A 22,068-nucleotide genomic window follows, 5' to 3' on the forward strand; every position below is an offset into this window, starting at 1 on the left:
GACGGGGTGAGGCGGGGTGAAGCGGGTTGGCCTACAGGAATGCGAACTTGGCAATAAAGATCGCGCAAAGCACCCACAGGCTGATGGAAATTTCCTTGTGTTTACCGGTGCCGGCCTTCAGCGCCACGTAGGTGATAAAACCCAGGGCGATACCGTCGGCGACCGAGAAGGTCAGGGGCATCATGATCGCGGTGACGATCGCCGGAATGCTGTCGGTGGCGTCATCCCAGTTGATATGGGCCATGCCACTCATCATCAGCATCGCTACATAGATCAACGCACCGGCGGTGGCATAAGCGGGAATCATGCCAGCCAGCGGTGCGAAAAACATCGCGGCGATAAACAGCACGCCCACGGTGACGGCGGTCAGCCCGGTACGGCCACCGGCGGCCACACCGGCGGCGCTTTCCACGTAGCTGGTGACCGGCGGCACGCCAACCATGGCGCCGAACACGCTGGAAGCACTGTCGGCTTTCAGGGCGCGGGAGAGGTTTTCGATCTTGCCGTCGGCATTCACCAGGCCTGCACGCTGGGCCACGCCCATCAAGGTGCCGGCGGTGTCGAACATGTGCACAAACAGGAAGGCGAACACCACGCTGATCATACTGACGTTAAACACGCCCATTACGTCCATCGCCATCCAGGTCGGTGCCAGGCTTGGCGGGGTGGCCAGGATGCCGTGGTATTCCACCAGGCCCAGGCCCCAACCGGCGAGGGTCACGGCGATGATGCTGATCAGGATTGCGCCGAATACCCGGTGGTAGCTGAGGATCGCGATCAACAGAAAGCAGACGGCCGCCAGCAGCGGGGCAGGCTCATGCAGGGAACCGAGCTTGATCAGGGTGGCCGGGCTTTGCACGATGATGCCGGCGGTTTTCAGGCCGATCACCCCGAGAAACAGCCCCACACCCGCGCCCATGGCGTGGCGCAGGCTCACCGGAATGCTGTTGAGCAGCCACTCGCGGATGCGTGAGAGCGTCAGGATCATGAACAACACACCGGAGATAAACACCGCACCCAGTGCGGTCTCCCAGTTGTAGCCCATGGTGCCGACCACGGTGTAGGTAAAAAACGCGTTCAGGCCCATGCCCGGCGCCAGTCCTACTGGCCAGTTGGCGTACAGGCCCATCAGCAGGCAGCCCAGCGCCGCAGCGATGCAGGTGGCGACAAATGCCGCGCCATGATCGATGCCGGCGTCGGCCATGATGTTGGGGTTGACGAAGATGATGTACGCCATGGTGATAAAGGTCGTGAGGCCGGCGATCAGCTCGGTCTTCACTGTGGTGCCATGCAAGCGGAGTTTGAACAGGCGTTCCAGCCAACCGTTGTGGGGTGGCGAAAGGTCGAGCGTAGGGGCTTCGGATTTGCGGCTTTCCACAGCAAGTACTCCTCAAGAGTTTTATTGTTATTTCCAGCGCCGGACACATGAGTGGGCAGCAGCGCTTTGAGGTACCAGCGGGTTTTGTTGACCGATAGGTCAGGAACTCGCACGAAGCGAATTATGCTTTTGTATACAAATAAAGCAAATAATGTTTTCTATTTTGTGTGCGAAAAGGATGAAAGGCAATTCAGGATTGGCCACTCAGCGCCTTGTTCACCGCCAGCCAGCCCTCCACGGCGGTCTCGCCGGCCTCGGCAAACGCCCGTTGCAGCAGCTTGACCTGCTCCCGTCGCAAGGACTGTTCGAAACGTAGCCCTTCCTCGGTCAACTCCAGCAAACGCTTACGCTTGTCGGTCTCGGACGCCACGCTGTCCACCAGGTGCATTTCCTGCAGTTGGCGCAATGGCATGTTCAACGCCTGCTTGCTCACACCGAGCAGCTCCAGCAGTTCCTTGACGCTCAAGGCCGGGTAGCGCGCGATAAAAAACACGATGCGTTGATGCACCCGGCTCAAGCCGCGGCGCTCAAGCATTTCGTCGGCCTTGGCGGTGAACGCCTGGTAGCCGAAGAAAAACGCTTCCATGGCGGTTTGCTGGCTGGTCTGGTTTTTAAGGTCAAGCATATTGACGTATCTGCCCAAGTCGTCGTAATTTCGGTCAAGCAGTTTGACGTATTTTCCTCAGGTTTTGCTACCGGTGACCCTATGGCCTTCTCAGAACGTGTTTCGCGTCTTAAAAGCTCCCTGATCCGTGAAATCCTCGCGGCGGCGCAAAAGCCACAGGTGATGTCCTTCGCCGGTGGCCTGCCCGCCGAAGTGATGCTGCCCAAGCTGGAATGGGAAGGCATGCCGCTGAATATTGGCCAGTACGGCATGAGCGAAGGCGAGCCGCAGCTGCGTGAACTGCTGGCCGCCGAGGCGCGGGTGCTGGGCATTGCGTGCCAGGCCAGCCAGGTCATGGTGGTCAGCGGTTCCCAGCAAACCCTGGATCTGGCGGCCAAGCTGTATATCGACAGGGGCACCAGGATCCTGCTGGAAGGCCCGACCTATCTCGCGGCGTTGCAGATATTCCAGCTGTTCGGCGCCGATTGCCTGACGGTGCAGCTTGAAGCGGACGGTCCGGACCTGAAGGCGCTGCGCAACAGCCTTGAGCAGCATCGTCCATCCTTCGTCTACCTGATCCCGACGTTCCAGAACCCGTCAGCCGTGCGCTACAGCGAGGCCAAGCGCGAGGCCGTCGCCGCGCTGCTGGACGAGTTCGGTGTGACCCTGATCGAAGACGAACCCTACCGCGAACTGACCTTCGATGGCGGCAGCGCGCAACCCATCGTCAGCCGCCTGAAAAAGGCCAGCTGGATCTACACCGGTACCGTGTCCAAGACCCTGTTGCCGGGCCTGCGGGTCGGTTACCTGATCGCCAGCCCCGACCTGTTCCCGCACCTGCTCAAGCTCAAGCAGTCGGCCGACCTGCACACCAACCGGGTTGGCCAGTGGCAGGCAATGCAATGGATCGGCACCGAGAAATACCAGCACCACCTGGTGGAACTGCGCAGCTTCTACCGAGGCCGCCGCGATGCGTTCCAGGCTGCACTGGAGCGATATTTCAGCGACCTGGCGGACTGGCAAATACCCCAGGGCGGATTATTCTTCTGGCTGACCTTGAAACAACCGCTCGACACCCGCACCTTGTTGGCACCTGCGCTCGACCAGGACATCGCGTTCATGCCCGGTGAACCGTTCTTTTCCGAGCCGGATAACCATCACGGTCACTTGCGGCTCAATTTCAGCCATATCGACCCGGCGCGTTTGGACGAAGGTCTCAAGCGTCTCGCTGCGGTGGTCCGTCAAGCACAGCACGCGCAAGCGGCATAAGGGGAGCCTCCATGTACAAGGTCTACGGCGATTACAAATCGGGCAACTGCTACAAGGTCAAACTCATGCTCAGCCTGCTGGGCATCGACTATGAGTGGATCAATGTCGACATTCTGAAAGGCGACACCCAGACCGCCGAGTTCCTGGCCAAGAACCCCAACGGCAAGATCCCGGTGCTGGAGCTTGAAGACGGTACCTGCCTGTGGGAATCCAACGCGATCCTCAACTTCCTGGCCGACGGCAGCGAGTTCCTGCCGACCGAGCCGCGCCTGCGTACCCAAGTGCTGCAGTGGCAGTTTTTCGAGCAGTACAGCCATGAGCCGTACATCGCGGTGGCGCGGTTTATCCAGTTTTACCTGGGGCTGCCGGAAGATCGGCTGGAGGAGTACAAGAAGCTGCACAAGGGCGGTTACAAGGCCCTGAAGGTGATGGAGCGCCAGTTGCAGCTGACGCCGTACCTGGTCGGTGACCAGTTCTCGATTGCCGATGTGGCGTTGTATGCCTACACCCATGTGGCGGATGAAGGTGGTTTTGACCTGGGCGCTTATCCGGGCGTGCAGGCGTGGCTGAAACGCGTGGCCAGCCATCCGAAGCATGTGGCAATGCTGGACTGATCACCGAAACCCTGTAGGAGCCCGGCTTGCCGGCGATAGCGCCCTCAACGAGGCCATCGCCGGCAAGCCGGGCTCCTACAAAGCGCGCAATTCTCCATTGAGCAACTCAAAACAGCGCTGCGCCGCCGGGCTCAACGGCTGCCCACTGCGGCTGATTAACCCGATCTCCCGGTTCACGCCGGGATGATCAATCGTAATCCGCTTCAACCCCTCCAGGCTGTCCGCCGCCGACTCCGGCAGGATGCTGATCCCCAATCCCTGCCTTACCAGCGCCAATACCGTCGACATGTAATTGGCCTCCATCCCCGCTTGCATCGTCACCTGTCGTTCATCGAACAACGCATCTACCTGTTCGCGCACGCTGCTGTCGCGCCCGGTGAGGATGATCGGCTGATCGGCCAGTTGGGTCAGGGTCAACCGGGCATGGCGCGCCAGGGCGTGATCCAGCGGCACAAACGCACACAGCCGGTCATTCAGCACCGGTACAAACGCCAATCCGTGACTCAGCCGCGCTCGCACACCAATGCCGAAATCCACCTCACCCGAACGCACTTGCGCATGAATCCGATGGGCCACCAGGTCATGCAGCCGCACCTCGATCCCGGCGAAACGCTCGCGGAACAGCCGCAGGGCCGGTGGCAAGGCACCGGCGCACACGGAGGGCAGGGCGGCGATGGTGACCACACCGCGACGTAGCGCCGCCAGGTCGCGGGAGCCGGTGACGATGTTGTCCAGGTCCAGCAACAACTTCTCCATCGGCCCACGGGCATCCAGGCCGGCAGCGGTGATGCTGACGTGGCGCGGGCTGCGGTCGAGCAGGGCAACGCCCAGCCATTCTTCCAGTTGCTGCACCTGCACAGTCAGCGCTGAGGGCGACAGATGCAGTTCGTTGGCGGCCTTGGTAAAGCTGCCCGTGCGGGCAACGGCGAGAAACGCCTGGATATGCTGGATCGAATTTTTCATTTTTATTTTGCTCGAGCGTTTTGTTTTTACGAATATGGAGTGACGAATATTCCAATTTACAAAGCCTAACGCGATTCCAATACTCCAGGGAAAACAATAACCGGCCGAAAACGCCGTTCTGGAGCTACCCCATGCTCGCTACCCTGGGTGTCATCACCATCCTGTGCCTGCTCACTGCCGTCATGAGCAAGCGCCTCTCGCCACTGGTGGCGCTGATCGCCTTGCCGATCATCGCCGCGCTGCTCGGCGGGTTCGGCCTGCAAACCAGCGCCTTCATCATCACCGGCATCAAGAACGTCGCCCCCGTGGTGGGCATGTTTGTGTTCGCGATCCTGTTTTTCGGGATCATGACCGATGCCGGCATGCTTGACCCCATCATTGATCGCATCCTGCGCACGGTAGGGACGCGTCCTACACGAATTGTCGTCGGTACGGCGACGCTGGCGCTGCTGGTGCACCTGGACGGCTCCGGCGCGGTGACCTTTTTGGTGACGATACCGGCGATGCTGCCGCTGTATACGCGGTTGGGCATTGATAAGCGCATCCTGGCCTGTGTGGCGGCGATGGCGGCCGGGGTCAACTTCCTGCCGTGGACCGGCCCGGTGCTGCGCTCCTCGGCGGCGTTGCATGTGCCGGTGGCGGACCTGTTCCAGCCGCTGATCCCGGTGCAGATCGTCGGCCTGGTCTTTGTGTTCGCCTGCGCCTGGTGGCTGGGCCGCCGTGAAGAAAAACGCCTGGGCCTGGGCGCCGGCTCCAGTGTGGACGCGGTGCCGCAACGGGTGCTCAGCGACGATGACATCGCCCTGCGTCGCCCGCGGTTGTTCTGGGTCAACCTGATCCTGACGGTGCTGGTGATGGTGGTGATGATCGCCGGTTGGGTCGACCCGGTGGTGATGTTCATGCTCGGCACCGTGGTTGCGCTGTGCCTCAACTACCCGAATGTCGACGCCCAGCGTGCGCGGATCGACGCCCATGCCAAAACGGCCCTGACCATGGCCAGCATCCTGCTCGCCGCCGGGGTGTTCACCGGCATCATGCAAGGCACCGGCATGCTCAAGGCCATCGCCGAAGTGGCGGTGGCGCAGATTCCGGCGGGCCACGGCAAGCTGATCCCGGCGGTGGTGGGCTTCCTGTCGATGCCGTTGAGCATGCTGTTTGATCCCGATTCCTACTACTTCGGCGTGATGCCGGTGATTGCCGAAGTCGGCAAGGCGCTGGGCGTCGACCCGTTGCAAGTGGCCCAGGCCTCGCTGCTGGGCGTGCACACCACCGGCTTCCCGGTCAGCCCGCTGACGCCCGCGACCTTCCTGCTGGTGGGCCTGTGCAAGATCGAATTGGCCGATCACCAGCGCTTCACCATCCCCTTTCTGTTTGCCGCGTCAGTGTTGATGACCCTGACGGCTTTGCTCCTGGGAGTGATTTGAAATGAAAACCTTGCGCATCGGTTCCGGCGCCGGCTACTCCGGTGACCGTGTCGAACCTGCGGTGGAATTGGCCGAGCGGGGCGACCTGGATTACCTGGTCTTCGAATGCCTGGCTGAACGCACCATCGCCCTGGCGCAACAGGCACGCATCAGCGACCCACAAGGCGGTTACGACCCGTTATTGAGTGAGCGCATGCGCCGCGTGCTGCCCTTTGTCGGCCAGCCCGACGGCCGCCGGCGCCTGCGGGTGATCACCAATATGGGCGCGGCCAATCCGGTGGCGGCGGCGGTTGAAGTGCGGCGGATTGCCAGCGAATTGGGGCTTAACCTCAAGGTGCTGGCGGTAGTGGGGGATGACGTGCTTGAGGTGTTGCGCCGCGAGCCGGAGCAGTTGCTCGACAACGGCCAGACCCTGGGCTCATTGGGCGACCGGCTGATTTCCGCGAATGCCTACCTGGGTGCAGAGGGCATTATCGAGGCCTTGCGCGCCGATGCCGACGTGGTGATCACCGGCCGGGTAGCAGACCCGTCGTTGTTCCTGGCGCCACAGATGGTTGAATTCGGTTGGGCTGCCGATGATTGGCAGCGCCTGGGGCGCGGCACGCTGGTGGGGCATTTGCTGGAATGTGCGGGGCAGGTCAGTGGCGGCTACTTTGCCGACCCGGGCTTCAAGGATGTGGACGACCTGGCGCGGCTGGGCTTTCCGTTGGCCGAGATTGACGCAGATGGCGAGGCCTTGATCACCAAGGTCGCCGGGTCCGGCGGGCGGGTCAGCCGTGCCACCTGCACCGAACAACTGATCTACGAAGTGCACGACCCGGCGGCGTACCTGACGCCGGACGTGTGCGCGGACTTCTCCAGCGTGTCGTTTACCGAGGAGGCCGTGGACCGGGTGCGGGCCCACGGCGCAAACGGGCGGCCACGGCCTGAACAGTTGAAAGTCAGCGTCGGGTATCTGGACGGCTGGATCGGCGAAGGGCAGATTTCCTACGGCGGCCCGGGGGCGGTTGCCCGTGCGCAACTGGCGCGTGATGTGGTCCTCAAGCGCCTGGAATTGACCGGCGTACGCATGCAGGACGTGCGCGCCGAATTGATCGGCATCGACTCCCTGCACGGCCCGCGCAGCACTGTTGAACCGTGGGAAGTGCGCTTGCGCATCGCCGCCCGTTGCGAAGAACGCAGCGAGGCGGTGCGCGTCGGCAATGAAGTGGAAACCCTCTACACCAACGGCCCGTCCGGTGGCGGTGGTGCCAGCAAGGGCCTGCGCCAGGTGGTGGCAGTGGCGTCATTGCTGTTGCCCCGGCACGCGGTCAATCCGAGGATCGAATCATGAAGCTGCACACCCTGGCCCACTCCCGTACGGGAGACAAGGGCGACACCTCGAACATCTCGATCATTGCGTATCGGGCCGAGGACTATCCGCTGCTCTGCGAACACCTGACGGCGGAGGCGGTGGCGGCGTTTTTTGCGCCGTTGCTGGAGGCGGGGGCGGCACCGGTGCGGCGGTACGAGTTGCCCAACGTGCAGGCACTGAACTTCGTGTTGCCGGGGATCCTGCGGGGCGGGGTGACGCGGTCGCTGGCGCTGGACGCCCATGGCAAGTGCCTGGGCTCCGCATTGCTGGACCTGCACATCAACCTGTAGGAGCCGGCTTGCCGGCGATAGCGGCTTGAAGATGGGCGGAGAACCCGCCGGCCTCATCGCTGGCAAGCCAGCTCCTACAAAGGGCAGGGCGGGTTTCAGACCGCCGCAAACCGCTTGTCGAGGTAATCGATGATCACCTTGGAGTCGTACATCCAGGTGGTCTGGCCGTTCTCTTCAATGCGCAGGCACGGCACCTTGATCTTGCCGCCTTGCTCCAGCAGGGTCTGGCGGTCCTGCTCGTTGTTCTTCGCGTCCTTCAACGCCACCGGCACGTTCAGGCGGCGCAGGGTGCGGCGGGTCTTCACGCAGAACGGGCAGGCGTGGAACTGATACAGCGTCAGGTCCTTGGCCGACTGGTCGACCAGGGCTTGAGCGCTCGCCGGGCGTTGTTGCTTGCGCGGGCGGGTGATGAAGTCGCCGAAGATGATGATCTGGCCGAGGCCGACTCGAAGCGCTTTAACGAACACGGTTATAAACCTCTTGCCCTAGACTTAAGGGGCCGCAGCTTACCTGATTTTTCACAGGCGAAAAAAAACCGGCGATGAACGCCGGTTTTTCCAGGTGCTGCGTGTTACTTGATCAGGCTGAGAAACTCGCTGCGGGTGGCCGCGTTTTCGCGGAACTCACCCAGCATCACCGAGGTGATCATCGACGAATTCTGCTTCTCCACACCGCGCATCATCATGCACATGTGCTTGGCCTCGATCACCACCGCAACGCCCAGGGCGCCGGTCACCTGCTGGACCGCATCAGCGATCTGGCGGCTGAGGTTTTCCTGGATCTGCAGGCGACGGGCATACATATCGACGATACGCGCGACCTTCGACAGGCCCAGCACTTTGCCGCTCGGGATATACGCGACGTGAGCCTTGCCGATAAACGGCAGCAGGTGGTGTTCGCACAGCGAGTACAACTCGATGTCCTTGACCAGCACCATTTCGCTGTTGTCAGAGCTGAACAAGGCACCGTTGGTGACTTCTTCGAGGGTCTGTTCATAGCCGCGGCAAAGGTACTGCATGGCCTTGGCGGCACGTTTTGGCGTGTCGAGCAGGCCCTCGCGGGAGACGTCCTCGCCGAGCTGGCCGAGGATCGCGGTGTAATTCTGTTCCAGGGACATGAAACTACCTAGTGGGATTTTCGCAAAGGGCAAGGGTACGGCGGCCGACACATCGCTGCAAGCCTGACGATGGCACTTGTTACTCGTCGCGGCCTTCCATCATGGTGCGCTTGAGCATCACATACACCGCGCCGGCGCCGCCGTGGCGCGGTTGGCACGAGGTGAAGCCGAGCACCTGGGAATGCTGGCGCAGCCAGGTGTTGACGTGGCTTTTGATCATCGGCCGCTTGCCGTCCAGGCGCACAGCCTTGCCGTGGGTGACGCGCACGCAGCGGATTTCGAATTTGGTGGCTTCGGCGAGGAACGCCCAGAGGGTTTCGCGGGCTTTTTCGACGGTCATGCCGTGCAGGTCCAGGCTGCCCTCGAACGGGATCTGGCCGACCTTGAGCTTGCGCATCTGGCTTTCCTGCACGCCGTCGCGGGCCCACATCAATTCGTCTTCGGGGCCTACATCGATAACGAATTGATCCGACAGGCCGTCCACGGTGGTGGCGTCGGTACGCACGGTCGCCGCCTGGCGTAGCTTGGCGATCTGGGCGCGGTCGGTCTTGGGTTTGCCGGTCTCGGCGCGATCGTGCTTGATCGGCTTGACGCCGCGCAGCTCGTTCTTGAATAGGGAAAAGTCGTCGTCTTGCATGTCAGCCTCCGCGAAGGGCGGGCAGTTTACCTAATCGCGGCGGCTTGATGCGCAACAAACGCTATCTGGATGCCATCAGTCGTGCTTTTTCATCAGGTGCGACGCGATGTTCAATGACAGGGGCTGGCGCATGCGCCGACGCAAACGGCGCCACAGCCATACGCCGAACCACAGTACCAGCAGGCCGATCACCAACAGTATTGCAGAACCGCCAGGGCTGGCATTCAGCTCGCCCAGTGCCGGTGAGTGTCCCAACAAACCAGCGGCGCCGGCGATTGCCAGCAGCACGCCCACGATCGCAAACAGCGCGGCAAAGCCGGCGCCGATGCGCAGACGCCAGTTGCTCGGGCCCTTGGGGCGCAAGCGACGAGCATCAAAACCATCGGATATCTTCATTCCGACCTTTCCTCCAGGGTATCGGCCCTTCGACCGGAAGATACACAGGTTGTTCCGGGTACAGAGGCAATTGCTGCAAATGACAGGCTTTTGCGGATGAGCGGGCGGCTACCCGCTCATCGAAGGTCGATCAGATCAGATCTTTGGTCAAGGCGAGGGTGGCGAAGTTGTCAGCCATGATGGCCATTTCGGTCTGCTGCACGTGGTCGGCGCTGAGGATGCCGCCTTTGTAAGGCAAGTCGCGGGTGGCGCAGGCGTCTTCCACCAGGGTGCAACGAAAGCCCAGGTTCTTCGCCGCGCGCACGGTGGTGCTGACGCTGGAATGGCTCATGAAGCCGCAGACGATCAGGTCCAGGGAGCCGAGGTCCTGCAGGTGCTTCTCAAGGCCGGTGCCGTGAAAGGCGCTGGGCAGCAGCTTGCCGATGATGGTTTCGTCGGCCTGGGGTTCGAGGCCGGGAATGAATTCACCGCGCTCACCCTGGGGATCAAACAGCCCGCCGACCGTGCCCAGGTGGCGCACATGCACGATCGGGCGCCCGGCGTTGCGCGCGGCAGCGGCCAGTTGCTTGATGTTATCGACAGCAGAATCCATGCCCGAAAGGGCGAGGGGGCCACTGAGGTATTCCTTCTGGGCGTCGATGATCACGAGGGTCGCATGGTTCAGGTTCGCCGCTGCGTAACCACGACCGCTGAGTTGAAACATCGTCTTTGGAACGGACATTCTGGGGCTCCTGTGAGTGGGGCTTTTGTGACATTGTCCTCTGGCTGAGCGCTTCTGTGAATCGCTACCATCGTAAGGTACGCCGTTGTTGGCGTGTAGCGATGTCAATAGGGCACTACGTTTAAGCAAAAAGCACAATTAAGATGAAATCCGACGTGCGGCAAAGGGTTTTTCGTACATCGTCGGTACAGCTTAAGACTGTTAGAATCGCCGGTCGTTTTTTCCAGGAGCTTGCCCCCGTGATCACTTCCCGCCTGCGCACCTTGCGCGACCACATCCGATGGGCCGTCAGCCGTTTCCATGGGGAAGACCTGTTTTTCGGCCATGGCACCGACAACGCCTGGGATGAAGCCCGGCAACTGGTGCTCGGCGCCTTGCACCTGCCGTGGGAAATTGCCGACAGCTACCTGGATTGCAACCTGGAAGAAGAGGAAATCTCCCATGTGCAGCGGTTGCTGCACCGCCGTATCCATGAGCGCGTGCCTACCGCCTACCTGTTGAAGGAAGCCTGGTTCTGCGGCATGTCCTTTATCGTCGATGAGCGCGTATTGATTCCACGTTCACCGATTGGCGAGCTGATCGAAAACCGCTTCGAACCGTGGCTGGGCACGCCGCCGGCACGCATTCTGGACCTGTGCACCGGGTCCGGCTGCATTGGTATTGCGTGCGCCTACGAATTCCAGGACGCCGAAGTGGTATTGGGCGACCTGTCCTTTGAAGCGCTGGAAGTGGCCAACCAGAACATCGAGCGCCATGGCGTCGATGAGCGTGTGTATACCGTTCAGGGCGATGGCTTTGACGGTTTGCCGGGGCAGCGGTTTGACCTGATCGTGTCCAACCCGCCGTATGTCGACGCCGAAGACTTTGCCGACATGCCGGATGAATACCAGCACGAGCCGGAACTGGGCCTGGCGTGTGGCGATGATGGTTTGAACCTGGTTCGGCGGATGCTGGCCGAGGCGGCGGATCACTTGACCGAGAAGGGCTTGTTGATTGTCGAGGTGGGCAACAGCCAGGTTCACGTCGAGGCGCTGTACCCGGAAGTGGACTTTGCCTGGCTGGAGTTCCAGCGTGGTGGGCATGGCGTGTTCATGTTGACGGCTGAGCAGTGCCGGGCGCATCAGGCGGTGTTTGCCGCCAGGGTTTAACCGCTTCCAAGTGGGTAACGCGGTCAGTGTGGGAGCGGGCAAGCCCGCTCCCACATGTTGATCCGGTTTCAATTGGGAAACCGGCTTAGCGGTGTGTTGCAATCCAGATCAACAACCCCGCCTGAAACACGGTAAACGCCACCAGGCAAGTAATCGTGAAGCGCAGCCCGCTGTCTTCGCGCTTGAACTTGGTGACCTTTTCCTCTTCCTTGCGCAGCTTCACCTCCTGCTCGGCCAGGTTCTGCTCGGCCTGTTGCAGCATCTGCGCCGCTTCCAGAATTTCCACGAACTGCAGCTTTTCGGTGTTCCAGCTGTCCAGCACATCGCTGACCTTGCCCGGCTGCACGTTGCCCTTCAAATGCTGGACATCGGCATAGGCCACATCAAAACCCTGGATGCGCAGGAAGTGATCACGCCGCAGGCGCGTCGCTTCGTTGAGCGCATCCTTGTTGGCCAGGTCAACGCCGTCGACGCGGTAGTGCGACCACTTCTTTTTCGCCCAGGCAGCGCCCTGGGCCACCAGGAAACGGCCGATGCCGCGGTTCGCCGGTTCGATCTCCAGGCTGTTGCCCGGACCAAAATGCACCCGGTGGGTGGCGTGATCGACCCAGATATCCAGGTGATTCTGTTCCCGGCGTACCCGCTGGCCAGGCAACTGAATGACCATGCGCAGCAGGCTGTGGTCCTTGTTATTGCGTTCGGCCCAGCCAAATTGCACGAAGCGCAGGGGCCGCACGCCGGTGGCGCGGTCGGTGGCCAAAGGGGCCAGGCGCAGCATCTTGAAATGTTCGGCCTGTACCTCCGCCCACGGTAACGCGGCCGATGCGGCGGCCTCGGTTTCAGCCGTGCTCTCGGCGGTAGATTCGGGTGTTGCTTCGGTGTTCGTCATTCGGCGCGATCCTGTCCAAGCTCTGCGGGCCGACAGGCTTTTTGCTGTCGACCCATGGCTTATCGGCCGTTTTACTCAGGACTGGAGGGGGAATACTCGCTTAACTGGCGCGAAGTCCGTCGATAAAGCGAACCAGGCGGGTGCCCAGTTCGGCAGCCAGCGGCAACTGTGGGTCGTTATAGGATTCCAATTGCTGCTTCACGTCATTGGGCACGATCCGCATCACGTGGTTCATGCCCTCGATCACCGTCAACTCGGCGTCCGGCTTGGCCTTCTGCAGTTGTTGCGCATCGGCCACGCCGACCTGCAGGTCATTGGTGCCCTGGATGATCAGGGCCGGCATCTTCAGTTTGGCAAAGGCCGCCGACGGATCGGCGCGGAACAGGCTGATCAGGTAAGGCTGCACGCTGGGCCGGAAAATGCCCTCAAGCGGCGTGGGCACATCGGCATCCACCTGGCCGGCCTTGAGGTGGTCGAGAATCTGGTTGCTGCGCAGCAACAGCGCAGGCGGCATGTGATCGGCCAGTTGCTGGCGGATCACCTGGTCCACCGGGCGGGCGCTGCCGGACAGGGAAATCACCCCGGCCGGGTTGAGCTGTGGGGCGGCGAGGGCAGCCACCAGCGCACCTTCACTGTGGCCCAGCACAATCAACGGCCCCATGCGCGGGTCCGCCTTGAGCAGCTTGCCCCAGGCCACGGCGTCGGACACGTAGGCGTCCAGGGTCAGGTTGCGTTCATCGGGGGTGGCGGCAAGGCTGGCGGCCACGCCGCGTTTGTCGTAGCGCACACTGGCGATGTTGTGCCGGGCCAGCACCCAGGCCAGGCGCTTGAGGCTGTCATTGCGCGCGCCATCGGCGCTGTTGCCGTTGCGGTCGGTGGGGCCGGAGCCGGGAATGATCAGCACCACCGGCACTGGCTTGTCGGATTTGGGCAACAACAGCGAGCCAAACAACTCGCCGCTGCCGGTGTCCAGGCTGATGGGCCGTTGCAGCACGACAGGGGAGGCGGCGAAGCCAAGGCTGGAAAACAGGGTAAGGGTCAAAAGCAGAACTCGCAGCATCATCGCGCCATCATGAGGAAGGTGCCGGTTGGACCAATGTCTACCGGTAAGGTTTCGATGATGATCTAGTCGGTTAGCCTGCGTATACTGGCCGCCTTAAGTTATTACGGTTGACTTGATTCAACTGATTTCACGGAGCGCCCTGCATGTCCGGCAATACCTACGGCAAGCTGTTCACTGTTACCACCGCGGGCGAAAGCCATGGCCCGGCGTTGGTCGCCATTGTCGACGGCTGCCCTCCGGGCCTTGAGTTGTCCCTGGAAGACCTGCAGCGTGACCTCGACCGCCGCAAGCCCGGCACCAGCCGCCACACCACCCAGCGCCAGGAAGCCGACGAAGTCGAAATCCTTTCCGGCGTGTTCGAAGGCCGCACCACCGGGTGCGCCATTGGCCTGCTGATTCGCAACACCGACCAGAAGTCCAAGGACTACTCGGCGATCAAGGACCTGTTCCGCCCGGCCCACGCCGACTACACCTACCACCACAAGTACGGCGAACGCGACTACCGTGGCGGTGGCCGCAGTTCGGCGCGGGAAACCGCGATGCGCGTGGCGGCCGGTGCGATTGCCAAGAAATACCTGGCGGCCCAGGGCATCGTGATTCGCGGCTACATGAGCCAGCTCGGCCCGATCGAAATCCCGTTCAAGACCTGGGACAGCGTCGAAGACAACGCCTTCTTCTGCCCCGACCCGGACAAGGTGCCGGAACTGGAAGCCTATATGGACCAGTTGCGCCGCGACCAGGACTCCGTCGGCGCCAAGATCACCGTGGTTGCCGAAGGCGTGATGCCGGGCCTGGGCGAGCCGATCTTCGACCGCCTGGACGCCGAACTGGCCCACGCGCTGATGAGCATCAACGCGGTCAAGGGCGTGGAAATCGGCGCCGGTTTCGCCTGCGTGGCCCAGCGTGGCACCGAGCACCGTGACGAGCTGACCCCGGAAGGCTTCCTCAGCAACAACGCCGGCGGCATTCTGGGGGGCATCTCTTCGGGCCAGCCGATTGTTGCGCACCTGGCGCTCAAGCCAACCTCCAGCATCACCACCCCGGGCCGTTCGATTGATGTGAACGGCAACCCGGTGGACGTGATCACCAAGGGCCGTCACGACCCATGTGTCGGCATCCGTGCCACGCCGATTGCCGAGGCAATGATGGCCATCGTGCTGATGGACCACCTGCTGCGCCATCGCGGGCAGAACGCCGAGGTAAAGGTCAGTACGCCGGTATTGGGCCAGCTGTGACGGTGTGTGGCGAGCGAGCGTGCTCGCGCCGGGCTGCGATGCGGCCCCAAAGCCTGCAACCCGGCATTACCTGGAGAAATGCGGCGCTTCTAGTGGGGCCGCTTCGCGACCCAGCGCGAGCACGCTCGCTCGCCACCCGCCACTTATGCTGACGGAAGCACTCCCGTACTGGCGACTCTCCAGCTTCTACCTGTTCTATTTCGCCCTGCTGGGGGCGACAGCGCCGTTCCTGGCGCTGTACTTCGATCACCTGGGGTTCTCCAGCGCGCGTATTGGCGAGCTGGTGGCCATCCCCATGCTGATGCGCTGCGTGGCCCCCAACCTGTGGGGCTGGCTGGGGGACTACACCGGCCGGCGCCTGGCCATCGTGCGTTTTGGCGCGGTGTGTACTCTGGTGAGCTTCTCACTGATCTTTGTCAGCAAGACCTACGCCTGGCTGGCGCTGGTGATGGCGTTGCACGCGTTCTTCTGGCACGCGGTGCTGCCGCAGTTTGAAGTCATCACCCTCGCGCATTTGCAGGGCCAGACCTCACGCTACAGCCAGGTGCGGCTGTGGGGCTCCATCGGTTTTATCCTCACCGTTGTGATCATGGGCCGCCTGTTCGACTGGCTGAGCCTGGACATCTACCCGGTGGTGGTCGTGGTGATCATGGCGGGCATCATCGGCGCCAGTCTCTGGGTGCCGAATGCGCAGCCGTTGACCCAGGGCAACCGTCTGGCGGGCGACGGCTTTTTGCGGCAATTGCGCAGCCCCGGCGTGCTGGCGTTTTATGCCTGCGTGGCGCTGATGCAAATGAGCCACGGCCCGTACTACACCTTTCTCACCTTGCACCTCGAACACCTCGGTTACAGCCGGGGCGTGATCGGCATGCTGTGGGCGCTGGGCGTGGTGGCGGAGGTGTTGATGTTCCTGGCCATGAGCCGGATCCTCACGCGCTTTTCGGTGCGCCGGGTGCTGATGGCGAGCTTCCTGCTGGCGGCGCTGCGCTGGTTGCTGCTGGGCTCGTTCGCCGAGTTCTTCTGGGTACTGCTGCTGGCGCAAGTGATGCACGCGGCGACCTTCGGCAGTTTTCACGCGGCGGCCATCCAGTTCGTGCAGCGCAGCTTTGGTGCTCGCCAGCAGGGCCAGGGCCAGGCACTGTATGCCGCACTGGCCGGTACCGGCGGCGCATTGGGCGCACTCTATTCAGGTTACAGCTGGAACCTGCTGGGGCCGACCCTGACCTTCAGCATTGCCAGCCTCGCGGCCCTGGCCGCCGCCATAATCATTGGCATTCGATTGCAAGAGGAGAGGCCATGAGCCTGTCCCGTGACAGAGGAAGAGTTTGATGAGCTATCTCGCGGTTTACCACGTCTCCACCCCCGATACCCCGAACAAGGTCCTGACTCACCCGGACGATATCGCCTCGACCCTGGCCGAGCTGGGCGTGGGTTTCGACCGCTGGCAGGCCGCCACCCGGCTTGAGGCGGGCGCCAGCGAGGTTGAGATCGTCGCGGCCTACCAGGCGCCCATCGACAAGCTGATGACCGAGCGCGGTTACACCCACGTCGATGTCGTCAGCGTCAGCAACGACCACCCGCAGAAAGCCGAGCTGCGCGCCGAGCGCCTCCATGAACACCGTTTGGCGCATGATCATGTGCGCTTCTTCGTCGCGGGTCGTGGCCTGTTTACCTTGCACATCGACGACTATGTGTACGCGGTGTTCTGCGAGAAAAACGACCTGATCTGGGTGCCGGCCGGCATTGCACACTGGTTTGATATGGGGGAGAACCCGCACTTCGTAACGATCCGCCTGTTCAACAGCCTGGAAGGGCTGGCGGTCAACCTGACCGGCGATGGGATCGCCCAGGATTTTCCTCGGCTCGAGGACTAAGCTCGCCAACAGCAGCTTCCCGGATAGGAGGCTGCTTTAAAGATCAACCCATACAAGTTGGAAATTGTTGTGGGAAGAAGCTTATAGGTTTGTGAGCAACAGCTGTTTCTCGCGGGCCTTACTTAATACTTCCACTCTTTGTGTAACTCTCTCTTTTCTCAACAGTTAATGGCCTGTCAATAGGAGCAATCCGAATACGGGCGTTATAAGACCTGAAGAAGAGAGAGGCCTGCATGAACGGTCCAGAACCACTGGAACAGCCGTCCACCGAAAGCGACAACCGACCTGCTGACAGCAGCAACACGCGTGCGAAGAAGTTGTTGTCCGGTAAACCCCTGACCCCAAAGGAACGGGAGGTTCTGCGCTGGGCCACTGAAGGCAAGACGGTCTGGGAAATCAGCAGGATTCGTTCAATCTCCCAGGCCACGGTGAAGTTTCACCTGCGTAACATCTATGGAAAGTTGCAGGTGACGAACCGGGTTCAGGCGGTGAACGAGGCGCTCAAGCAGGGTTTGTGCGAATAAAAAAAAGGCCGTGATGCGCAACGGCACCACGACCTGTTCGAGTCCTGCATTACAGTCAAGCCGAATGGTAGGTCGGCAGGGCAAAGCGGTTCTGGCTTTGCAGCATCGAAATCTGTGGCAGGTCGCTGGCTTGTTCAGCCAGGTCACGGCGAATGGCGCTGATGACCCAAGTCAATTGGTCGGCCGTGTGCAACTGCTGATAAGAGATCGAACGTTTGATTTGCTTGCCTTCGCTGTTGCGCAAGGTCAGCAGGATGCCGCCATCAGGACGTGCCTGGGTGGTGACGTCGAAATTGGAGAACACAGAAGAAAATTTGTCTTGGATCAGGCTCATGTCTATCAGCTCCGTTAGCTCATGTTTTGCAGCGTGGAGTGATAGGTGCAGTGATTGTGCCAGTACTGGGTATCGTTAAAAAGCGTTATAAATCAACAAGTTAAAAATTTATAAGATTTTCGGTTTCGTGCAAATTGCATGAATGGCCATCGTGCATCCTGCATTTTGCGTGGTTCTGCGTGGGATTTATCCGCAGGCGCGCAAGGCAGGTCTTCCATAGTGACCGCGAGACGGGTTGCGAAATTCCTTTTCCTTTCGGGATACAAAACTTTTCAAATCCTGAATGTACAGTCGAAGAATGGCTGGCGTATTTTCCTGCAAGGCATCCGGCGCCGGTCTTACGGTGCAAAAGGTGCTTGAGGGTCATACGAACAATAAGAAAAAGGACGTTCCCACCATGAACCACCCGCCAAGTGACATGATCACCTGGGGCATGATGCTGCGTAAGGTGCCCACCATTGTCCGTGCGCTGCCCCGATTGGTGCGCGGTATCCGCGTTGCCAACATCACCGACCCCGACCAGCCATGCGGCCTCGGCTGGACCTTCGAGCAAGCCACCCAGCGCAACCCCGATGGCGCCGCGCTGCTGTATGGCGACAGCGTCCTCACTTACCGCCAGGCCAATCAGCAGGCCAACCGCATGGCCCATTACCTGCAGCAGCAGGGCATTGGCAAGGGTGACGTGGTGGCGTTGTTTATCGAGAACCGCCCAGAGCTGTTGCTCAGCGTGCTGGCGGTGGCCAAGGTGGGCGGCATTTGCGCGATGCTCAATACCTCGCAAACCCAGACCGCACTGGTACATAGCCTCAACCTGGTGACGCCGGCGGCCATTGTGGTGGGTGCCGAGTTGATGGGTGCCTACGAGGCGGTTCGCAGCCAGGTGGCAATCGGCGCAGAAAAAACCTGGTTTATCGCCGATCAACAGCACACCAGCGTACCGCCGGGTTATGTGGACCTGATGGCCGCGAGCGCTGATCATTCGCTGGAAAACCCCGCCAGCACTCAGCAGATCTACTTCAACGACCCTTGCTTCTATATCTATACGTCCGGCACCACGGGCTTGCCCAAGGCCGGCATTTTCAAACACGGCCGCTGGATGAAGTCCTCGGCCAGTTTCGGCACCATCGCCCTGGATATGGGCCCCGAAGACGTCGTCTATTGCACCTTGCCGCTGTATCACGCCACCGGCTTGTGCGTGTGCTGGGGTTCGGCGATTGCCGGAGCGTCGGGGTTTGCCATTCGCCGCAAGTTCAGCGCCAGCCAGTTCTGGGATGACGTGCGCCGGTTCAACGCGACCACCCTGGGTTATGTCGGCGAGTTGTGCCGCTACCTGATCGACCAGCCCGCCAGCGAGCAGGACCGTGATAACCGTGTGACAAAGATGATCGGCAACGGCCTGCGCCCCGGCGTCTGGGCCGAGTTCAAGCAGCGCTTTGGCGTCGATCACATCTGTGAGCTGTATGCCGCGAGCGACGGCAACATCGGCTTCACCAACGTGCTGAATTTCGACAACACCATCGGCTTTTCCCTGATGCACTGGGCGCTGGTGGACTACGCCCATGACAGCTGTGAGCCCATTCGCGGCAGTGACGGTTTCATGCGCGAAGTGCCGAAGGGCGGCCAGGGGCTGCTGCTGGCCCGGATCGATGACAAGGCACCGTTCGACGGCTACACCGACCCCGAGAAGAACCGCAAGGTGGTGCTCAGCGACGTGTTCGAGAAGGGCGACCGCTACTTCAACACCGGCGACCTGTTGCGCAATATCGGCTTTGGTCACGCCCAGTTCGTGGACCGGCTGGGGGACACCTACCGCTGGAAAGGCGAAAACGTCTCCACCACCGAAGTCGAGAACATCTTCTTGCAGCACCCGCAGATTTCCGAAGTGGTGGCCTACGGCGTAGAGATTGAAAACACCAATGGTCGCGCCGGCATGGCGGCCATCACCCCCGCTGAATCCCTGGCGTCCCTGGATATGCGCGAACTGCTGACGTTTGCCCACGGGCAATTGCCCGCCTATGCGGTGCCGTTGTTCCTGCGGATCAAAGTGAAGATGGAAACCACCGGCACCTTCAAATACCAGAAGGTAAAACTCAAGGAAGAGGCGTTCGACCCGGACAAGGCCGGTGACGATCCGATCTTTGCCTGGCTGCCGGGATCGGACAGCTACGTGCCGGTGACCGGGCAACTGCTGGCGGATATCCAGGCGGGCAAGTTCCGTTATTGATTCTGCCTATCGCCGCTTTTGGGAAAAAAGGCATGACAGTGGGGAACTCCGTCGCGAGACTGGACGCCTTATGAAACACCAGACAAGGAGCCCCACATGTCAGACCAAGCCAAACAAATGACCGAAGACGAAGCCGCCGAATTTGCCGAGCAGGTATTCGACGTGGCACGCAAGGGCGATGCCGCGATGCTGGCGGCGTTGCTGGCCAAGGGCTTGCCGCCGAACCTGCGCAACCACAACGGCGACACGCTGTTGATGCTGTCGGCCTATCACGGTCATGTCGATGCGGTGAAAGTGCTGCTGGAGTTCAAGGCCGACCCACAGATTGCCAACGACAAGAACCAGCTGCCGATTGCCGGCGCGGCGTTCAAGGGCAACCTGCCGGTGGTCAAGGCGTTGATCGAAGGCGGAGCGTTGGTCGAGGGCGCCTCTTCAGATGGCCGTACGGCGTTGATGATGGCGGCGATGTTCAACCGCACCGAAATGGTGGATTACCTGATCAGCCAGGGCGCCAACCCCAAGGCCACCGATGCCCAGGGCGTGACCGCGCTGGCAGCGGCCCAGACCATGGGGGCGGTGGATACGGCGGCGCAGTTGCAAAAACTGGTTTAAGAAACGGGCCAGGGGACCCTAGAGAACTTTCGCCCAAATGAGCCAGGCAAACATGGCGATCACGTTCAGGGTTCCCCAGTAAAAGCTCCAGATAAACCAACGTTTCAAGGGCTGTGGAACAGCGGCCAGTTCTTCTTTGGTCACTTCGCCACGCCTGATCATCTCTTTGGGTGCGACCAGGTACATGGTGATAAAAGTTACACGCCACCTTCTATCGATCTCTTTGTTCCAGGACCAAAATCGCTTGTTCCGTTGTAGTGCGATGTTTTCGGTGAAATAGCGCTCTATTTCTTCGAGTTTTCTGTATTTGAGATACCAGAGAATCCATGACGTCAGGGCAATATCAATTGTCAGGTAGATGGCTAGCGTGAGACTCATTGTTCCGATGCCTTATACAGCACATAACCATAACTCGCGCCAATAGAGCCCCCGATGATTCCGCCTGCAAATCCTCCTGCGGCTCCACCGATGATGCCGCACCCGAGTTTGCCCAACCCGCGGGTTGCTATCTTCAGCACGACACAAGGCCTATCGGCCCCCCTCGCTGATATTTCCCCTGCACCAGCGGCCGCTATTACCCCACCCACCAACCGCCCCGTCTCCACATACTTCGCCCGCTCACACATCCCCTCGCGCCCCTCCATACACGCCTTCTTGATCGCAAGCCCCGCCGCTCCCACATCCAGCGCCAACCCTACATAAGTCCCCTTGCCCAAAAACCGTGAAGTCTCGGCAATACTCCTGATCCGTTGCGTGTAGCCCACGACTTCACTCTTGTGCAGATAACTCTTGGTAGAAATACCCAGAATCTTCTTCAGCGATTTATGAGTGCGCAAGCGGGTACCAAAACGGGCCGCCCCTTGAAGTTGCGTATCGAGTTTCTTGAATAGCGCCTGGCGTTGCTGGATAAACGCGTTCCTATCCAGTTTGCCGTCTTTAAACTGTTGATAAAGCCACTCGACGTGCTCCAGCGTCGTCTTCACTTCGCCCAGGTGCCGCGCCCATGCCGAAGTGGTGCTGCCTACGCCCAACGACCCATAGCCCAACCAGCTCTGAAGCAAATCATAGTTGTTGATCACCGCCGCACCGGCGGCCGCATCCTGCTCCAGTCCCCGCCGGATCTCCAGTGCATGGCGCATTAACCATGCATCGTCCGCCGTGCAGGCCACGCCGTAGTCGTCGGGAATGATCACCATCTGCCCCGGTGTCACGAGGCCGTTGCGTAGATGCAGGTTCAGTGCATCGAATTGATCGCCCAGTTGCCGGCTGGAACCGGTCAGCAGCCGGGATTTCAAGCTGGGCAGGTCGGTGGTGTGTTGATTGATATACGCCTGGGCCATATCCCACATCCTTGAAGGAATAAATATGGCCACGGAATATAAGTAACTGAACGCGCAA

The 22,068-nt window shown here is 61.0% G+C and carries 25 protein-coding genes; 12 read left to right on the plus strand and 13 right to left on the minus strand.

The annotated features are described in order from the left end of the window. Positions 1-31 precede the first annotated feature (31 nt). Together P3C29_RS01395 and P3C29_RS01400 are read right to left on the minus strand one after the other, a co-directional pair. Positions 32-1,378: an NCS2 family permease gene (locus P3C29_RS01395; RefSeq protein WP_010176087.1), complete on the minus strand. Its 1,347-nt coding sequence runs from the start codon at positions 1,376-1,378 to the stop codon at positions 32-34. Between the two features lie 190 nt (positions 1,379-1,568). Further along, a complete protein-coding gene (locus P3C29_RS01400; protein WP_177075541.1) occupies positions 1,569-2,003 on the minus strand; it encodes a MarR family transcriptional regulator in 435 nt (144 codons plus the stop codon). A gap of 81 nt (positions 2,004-2,084) precedes the next feature. On the opposite strand from P3C29_RS01400, the gene P3C29_RS01405 reads away from it, so the two are divergent. Together P3C29_RS01405 and P3C29_RS01410 are read left to right on the plus strand one after the other, a co-directional pair. Beyond that, positions 2,085-3,251 (plus strand): PLP-dependent aminotransferase family protein, encoded by a 1,167-nt coding sequence (locus P3C29_RS01405; RefSeq protein WP_275963742.1) that lies wholly within the window; start codon positions 2,085-2,087, stop codon positions 3,249-3,251. 11 nt (positions 3,252-3,262) lie between these two features. Continuing rightward, entirely contained in the window at positions 3,263-3,865 is a 603-nt protein-coding gene (locus tag P3C29_RS01410; RefSeq protein ID WP_201122513.1) for a glutathione S-transferase family protein, read from the plus strand. A 75-nt stretch (positions 3,866-3,940) separates the two neighbouring features. Here P3C29_RS01410 and P3C29_RS01415 read toward each other — a convergent pair whose 3' ends face one another. Next, positions 3,941-4,828 (minus strand): LysR family transcriptional regulator, encoded by an 888-nt coding sequence (locus P3C29_RS01415; RefSeq protein ID WP_275963743.1) that lies wholly within the window; start codon positions 4,826-4,828, stop codon positions 3,941-3,943. 131 nt (positions 4,829-4,959) lie between these two features. Between P3C29_RS01415 and P3C29_RS01420 the strand changes: the two genes are divergently transcribed. Genes P3C29_RS01420 through P3C29_RS01430 form a run of 3 tightly spaced genes read left to right on the plus strand, consistent with a single transcriptional unit; the run spans position 4,960 to position 7,896 of the window. Then, the gene (locus P3C29_RS01420; protein WP_201122516.1) at positions 4,960-6,252 is read left to right on the plus strand and encodes a citrate:proton symporter; all 1,293 of its coding nucleotides are present in this window, start codon (positions 4,960-4,962) and stop codon (positions 6,250-6,252) included. A gap of 1 nt (position 6,253) precedes the next feature. Continuing rightward, positions 6,254-7,585, plus strand: coding sequence for an acyclic terpene utilization AtuA family protein (locus tag P3C29_RS01425; RefSeq protein WP_201122518.1), 1,332 nt, complete (start codon positions 6,254-6,256; stop codon positions 7,583-7,585). Continuing rightward, positions 7,582-7,896, plus strand: a complete 315-nt coding sequence (locus P3C29_RS01430; protein ID WP_010176076.1) for a hypothetical protein — start codon at positions 7,582-7,584, stop codon at positions 7,894-7,896. The genes P3C29_RS01425 and P3C29_RS01430 overlap by 4 nt, the downstream gene beginning before the upstream one ends. 95 nt (positions 7,897-7,991) lie before the next feature. On the opposite strand, the gene P3C29_RS01435 is transcribed toward P3C29_RS01430, so the two are convergent. From P3C29_RS01435 to P3C29_RS01455, 5 genes are all read right to left on the minus strand, one after another. Then, a complete protein-coding gene (locus P3C29_RS01435) occupies positions 7,992-8,363 on the minus strand; it encodes a glutathione S-transferase N-terminal domain-containing protein (protein WP_010176073.1) in 372 nt (123 codons plus the stop codon). A gap of 104 nt (positions 8,364-8,467) precedes the next feature. After that, positions 8,468-9,013 carry a GTP cyclohydrolase I FolE gene (gene folE, locus P3C29_RS01440; RefSeq protein WP_003204506.1) on the minus strand — a complete coding sequence of 182 codons (546 nt, stop codon included), beginning with the start codon at positions 9,011-9,013 and terminating at the stop codon, positions 8,468-8,470. A gap of 79 nt (positions 9,014-9,092) precedes the next feature. Further along, the gene (locus P3C29_RS01445; RefSeq protein ID WP_010176067.1) at positions 9,093-9,650 is read right to left on the minus strand and encodes a Smr/MutS family protein; all 558 of its coding nucleotides are present in this window, start codon (positions 9,648-9,650) and stop codon (positions 9,093-9,095) included. 75 nt (positions 9,651-9,725) lie between these two features. Beyond that, complete coding sequence (locus tag P3C29_RS01450; protein WP_010176065.1) at positions 9,726-10,046, minus strand: hypothetical protein; 321 nt, start codon at positions 10,044-10,046, stop codon at positions 9,726-9,728. 130 nt (positions 10,047-10,176) lie between these two features. Continuing rightward, positions 10,177-10,767, minus strand: coding sequence for a cysteine hydrolase family protein (locus tag P3C29_RS01455; RefSeq protein WP_010176063.1), 591 nt, complete (start codon positions 10,765-10,767; stop codon positions 10,177-10,179). A gap of 239 nt (positions 10,768-11,006) precedes the next feature. On the opposite strand from P3C29_RS01455, the gene prmB reads away from it, so the two are divergent. Beyond that, positions 11,007-11,915, plus strand: coding sequence for a 50S ribosomal protein L3 N(5)-glutamine methyltransferase (gene prmB, locus P3C29_RS01460; RefSeq protein ID WP_003213129.1), 909 nt, complete (start codon positions 11,007-11,009; stop codon positions 11,913-11,915). Positions 11,916-12,000: 85 nt separating this feature from the next. Here the strand turns inward: prmB and P3C29_RS01465 are convergent, their stop codons facing one another. Further along, positions 12,001-12,804 carry a hypothetical protein gene (locus P3C29_RS01465; protein WP_201122523.1) on the minus strand — a complete coding sequence of 268 codons (804 nt, stop codon included), beginning with the start codon at positions 12,802-12,804 and terminating at the stop codon, positions 12,001-12,003. A 100-nt stretch (positions 12,805-12,904) separates the two neighbouring features. Continuing rightward, on the minus strand, positions 12,905-13,867 hold the full coding sequence (locus P3C29_RS01470; RefSeq protein ID WP_275963744.1) for an alpha/beta fold hydrolase: 963 nt from the start codon (positions 13,865-13,867) through the stop codon (positions 12,905-12,907). 143 nt (positions 13,868-14,010) lie between these two features. On the opposite strand from P3C29_RS01470, the gene aroC reads away from it, so the two are divergent. From aroC to P3C29_RS01490, 4 genes are all read left to right on the plus strand, one after another. After that, positions 14,011-15,102, plus strand: a complete 1,092-nt coding sequence (gene aroC / locus P3C29_RS01475; protein WP_201122525.1) for a chorismate synthase — start codon at positions 14,011-14,013, stop codon at positions 15,100-15,102. A 148-nt stretch (positions 15,103-15,250) separates the two neighbouring features. Further along, entirely contained in the window at positions 15,251-16,402 is a 1,152-nt protein-coding gene (locus tag P3C29_RS01480) for an MFS transporter (RefSeq protein WP_029616118.1), read from the plus strand. Positions 16,403-16,430: 28 nt separating this feature from the next. Next, positions 16,431-16,976, plus strand: a complete 546-nt coding sequence (locus tag P3C29_RS01485) for an acireductone dioxygenase (protein WP_275963745.1) — start codon at positions 16,431-16,433, stop codon at positions 16,974-16,976. A gap of 233 nt (positions 16,977-17,209) precedes the next feature. Then, the gene (locus P3C29_RS01490) at positions 17,210-17,500 is read left to right on the plus strand and encodes a helix-turn-helix transcriptional regulator (protein WP_201122529.1); all 291 of its coding nucleotides are present in this window, start codon (positions 17,210-17,212) and stop codon (positions 17,498-17,500) included. 55 nt (positions 17,501-17,555) lie between these two features. Here P3C29_RS01490 and P3C29_RS01495 read toward each other — a convergent pair whose 3' ends face one another. Further along, complete coding sequence (locus P3C29_RS01495) at positions 17,556-17,834, minus strand: DUF3509 domain-containing protein (protein ID WP_003216777.1); 279 nt, start codon at positions 17,832-17,834, stop codon at positions 17,556-17,558. A 397-nt stretch (positions 17,835-18,231) separates the two neighbouring features. Here P3C29_RS01495 and P3C29_RS01500 point away from each other — a divergent pair, with 397 nt between their 5' ends. Both P3C29_RS01500 and P3C29_RS01505 read left to right on the plus strand, forming a co-directional pair. Next, positions 18,232-20,058 (plus strand): long-chain-acyl-CoA synthetase, encoded by a 1,827-nt coding sequence (locus P3C29_RS01500; protein ID WP_275963746.1) that lies wholly within the window; start codon positions 18,232-18,234, stop codon positions 20,056-20,058. A gap of 96 nt (positions 20,059-20,154) precedes the next feature. Further along, on the plus strand, positions 20,155-20,670 hold the full coding sequence (locus P3C29_RS01505) for an ankyrin repeat domain-containing protein (protein WP_010176046.1): 516 nt from the start codon (positions 20,155-20,157) through the stop codon (positions 20,668-20,670). An 18-nt stretch (positions 20,671-20,688) separates the two neighbouring features. On the opposite strand, the gene P3C29_RS01510 is transcribed toward P3C29_RS01505, so the two are convergent. Both P3C29_RS01510 and P3C29_RS01515 read right to left on the minus strand, forming a co-directional pair. Next, positions 20,689-21,048 (minus strand): hypothetical protein, encoded by a 360-nt coding sequence (locus tag P3C29_RS01510; protein WP_201122532.1) that lies wholly within the window; start codon positions 21,046-21,048, stop codon positions 20,689-20,691. Further along, positions 21,045-22,010 carry a hypothetical protein gene (locus P3C29_RS01515; protein ID WP_275963747.1) on the minus strand — a complete coding sequence of 322 codons (966 nt, stop codon included), beginning with the start codon at positions 22,008-22,010 and terminating at the stop codon, positions 21,045-21,047. Before P3C29_RS01515 ends, P3C29_RS01510 begins: the two co-directional genes overlap by 4 nt. Between the last annotated feature and the right edge of the window lie 58 nt (positions 22,011-22,068).

Origin of the sequence: Pseudomonas sp. 1912-s (assembly GCF_029269205.1) — a bacterium.
Classification (GTDB): Bacteria; Pseudomonadota; Gammaproteobacteria; order Pseudomonadales; family Pseudomonadaceae; genus Aquipseudomonas.